Origin of the sequence: Cupriavidus sp. OTU4054 (assembly GCF_038440175.1) — a bacterium.
In the GTDB taxonomy this organism is placed as follows: Bacteria; Pseudomonadota; Gammaproteobacteria; order Burkholderiales; family Burkholderiaceae; genus Cupriavidus; species Cupriavidus pauculus_D.
In genome coordinates this window covers 1-218 of sequence record NZ_JASATF010000069.1, presented here as the reverse complement: position 1 = coordinate 218, position 218 = coordinate 1, and the positions used below count along the sequence as shown (strand labels likewise).

General features: G+C 66.1%; 1 protein-coding gene. It reads right to left on the bottom strand.

The annotated features are described in order from the left end of the window. Positions 1-218 (bottom strand): tripartite tricarboxylate transporter permease (locus AAHB16_RS32710; protein WP_342052939.1); only part of this gene is annotated, 218 nt, incomplete at both ends.

The window sequence follows — 218 nt, the reverse complement described above, 5'->3', positions numbered from 1 at the left end:
GCCACGGACACGAAGTTCAGGCCGTCGGTCAGTTCGGGCACGTCGAACGAGAAGCGCGCCGCGCCCGAGTTCACGTCGGTACCGACCAGGCCCAGCAGCAGACCCAGCACGATCATCGCGATGGCCTTGACGAGCGAGCCGGACGCCAGCACCACGGCACCGATCAGGCCCAGCACCATCAGCGAGAAGTATTCGGCGGGACCGAACTTGAACGCCAG